This is a genomic window from Mycobacterium sp. TH-M106 (assembly GCF_057473765.1).
This window is the reverse complement of sequence record NZ_JBYCLE010000175.1, coordinates 1-2469: the sequence shown is the minus strand read 5'-3', so window position 1 is coordinate 2469 and position 2469 is coordinate 1. Positions and strand designations below refer to the sequence as shown.

Here is a 2469-nt window from a genome sequence, read left to right as displayed (position 1 = left end):
CCGCCGCGCCGGGTCACCTTGGGCACCGGGCAGCCGAAGTTCATGTCGACGTGGTCGGCGAGGCCTTCGTCGGCGATCATCCGCACCGCGGCGTAGGTGGTGTCCGGGTCGACGGTGTAGAGCTGCAGCGAGCACGGCGACTCGTCGGCCGCGAACGACGTCATGTGCAGGGTGGCCGGATGACGCTCGATCAGGGCACGCGCGGTGACCATCTCGCACACGTACAACCCGCTGACCGTTCCGGCGCGAGACTGCTCCAGCTCCCGGCAGAGCGTCCGGAATGCGACGTTCGTCACACCTGCCATCGGCGCCAGCACCACCGGGCTGGCGAGGGTGATCGGGCCGATCTGCAGTCCGGTGCTGGGCCGCTGGCCAATCAGGACGCCGATGACGCGAGCACCTCTTTTCGAGAGGCTAGCTTCTCGGCCTTTCGCGCCTCCCGCTCGAGGCGGCGCTGCTTGGCGACCTCGAACTTGTCGCAGGCCTCCTCGAGTTCCCGCATCAACAGACCGATTTCGTCGCGGTACCGCGCCGCCTCACCGGTCAGGTCCTCGCGTTCGAAGATGCGCCACTTCTTCAACACCGGCATGACCACGTCATCGAGGTGGATGCGCGGGTCGTACACACCGCCGACGGCGATGATCACCGCTTTGCGCCGGAAGTCCGGCACCGTGAAGCCGGGCATCTTGAAGTTGGCCAGCACCCGGTGCAGCGAGTACATCGCCTGCTGTGGCGCAATGTCGATCGCGGCGCCGCTGATGTCGCGGTAGAAGATCATGTGCAGGTTCTCGTCATGCGAGATCTGCGTCAGCAGCTTGTCCGCGATCGTCTCGTTGCAGGCCTTGCCGGTGTTGCGGTGCGAAACCCGGGTGGCCAGCTCCTGGAACGTGACGTAGATGACCGAGTCGAACAGGTTCTCGGCGAACAGGTCGCCCTGCTGGTTCTGGCCGGGACTGAAACCGCGGGTGACCTGCTCCATCCGCAGTGTCTCCAACTCGATCGGGTCGACGTTGCGGGTGACGACCAGATAGTCGCGCAGCGCGATGCCGTGCCGGTTCTCCTCGGCCGTCCAGCGGTTGATCCAGGTGCCCCACGGGGCGTCCATGCTGTAATTCATCGCGATCTCGCGGTGATACGACGGCAGGTTGTCCTCGGTGAGCAGGTTCTGCAGCATCGCCACCTGCGCGACCTCAGAGAGTTTGGACTGCTCGGGCTCCCAGTCCTGGCCGCCGAGCGCGTAGTAGTTCTTGCCATCCGACCACGGGATGAAGTCGTGCGGGTTCCAGTTCTTGACCATGGAGAAGTGCCGGTTGAGACCCTCCTCGACGACCGGCTGCAGCTCGTTCAGCAGCTGAAGGTCAGTCATCTGTCGCGGCATCGGCCCTCCCAGTTATCTGTGTCCGGCAGTAGCATGCAATATATCTGTGTACGCCGGTAGCATCAAGTCCTTCGCGGTGTGGCGTGGCATCACTTTTTGACAACGCTTTCGCCTCGGTGCAGGGCTTGGGGGTCCGCCGGCAGAACCCGTACCAACGGCTCCGTCGTCGTTGACCGGAAATCACGCCTCTGCTAGTGTCGCGACAGTGACAACAGCTGTAGTCAGAAACTATCTGCCACAGATCAGGAAGCTCTCCCAGTGACTCAAGATACGTCTGAGGCTTGCGCGTTGACCAACGACGGCGCCACCGCGTATGACGACCCGGCGCCGCTCGGTCCCGGTTCGCTGACCTGGCGGTACTTCGGTGACTGGCGTGGCATGCTGCAGGGCCCGTGGTCGGGGTCGATGCAGAACATGCATCCACAACTGGGGGCTGCGGTCGAAGCCCACTCGACGTTCTTCCGGGAGCGCTGGCCGCGCCTGATGCGCTCGCTGTACCCCATCGGCGGAGTGGTCTTCGACGGCGACCGCGCCCCGATAACCGGTGCCGAGGTGCGCGATTACCACGTCGGTATCAAAGGCGTGGATGCACAGGGCCGGCGCTACAACGCACTGAATCCCGAGGTCTTCTATTGGGCGCATGCGACCTTCTTCGTCGGCACCCTGATCGTTGCGGAGCGGTTCTGTGGCGGAATCACCGAAGCCGAGAAGCGGCAGCTTTTCGACGAGCACATCACCTGGTATCGCATGTACGGCATGAGCATGCGGCCGGTCCCGAAAACCTGGGAGGAGTTCCAGGCCTACTGGGACCACATGTGCCGTTACGTGTTGGAGGACAACAAAGCCACCCGCGACGTGCTCGATCTCACCACGCTGCCGAAACCTTCCTTCGCCCAATGGATTCCAGACTGGTTGTGGGCGGCGCAGCGCAAACTGGCGGCGCCGTTCTTCGTCTGGCTGACCGTGGGTCTCTACGATCCGCCAGTGCGCGAGCTGTTGGGCTACACCTGGTCACGCCGCGACGAATGGTTGCACCGCCGATTCGGCAACCTGGTCCGGCTGGTGTACGCCGTGGTGCCGCGGCGCTACCG

Annotated in this window: 3 protein-coding genes; 1 reads left to right on the top strand and 2 read right to left on the bottom strand. The window is 64.0% G+C overall.

The annotated features are described in order from the left end of the window. Both AC2VOP_RS06145 and AC2VOP_RS06140 read right to left on the bottom strand, forming a co-directional pair. The coding region (locus AC2VOP_RS06145; RefSeq protein WP_486960128.1) for a tRNA-dihydrouridine synthase at positions 1 to 353 on the bottom strand (353 nt) is incomplete at its 3' end. A 23-nt stretch (positions 354 to 376) separates the two neighbouring features. Beyond that, the gene (locus AC2VOP_RS06140; RefSeq protein WP_486960127.1) at positions 377 to 1378 is read right to left on the bottom strand and encodes an acyl-ACP desaturase; all 1002 of its coding nucleotides are present in this window, start codon (positions 1376 to 1378) and stop codon (positions 377 to 379) included. 288 nt (positions 1379 to 1666) lie between these two features. Between AC2VOP_RS06140 and AC2VOP_RS06135 the strand changes: the two genes are divergently transcribed. Next, positions 1667 to 2469 (top strand): oxygenase MpaB family protein (locus tag AC2VOP_RS06135; RefSeq protein ID WP_486960126.1); only part of this gene is annotated, 803 nt, incomplete at its 3' end.

Bases quoted from the DNA above. Each gene is read 5' to 3' on its own strand.
- AC2VOP_RS06140 (WP_486960127.1), bottom strand. From the start codon at position 1,378: ATGCCGCGACAGATGACTGACCTTCAGCTGCTGAACGAGCTGCAGCCG.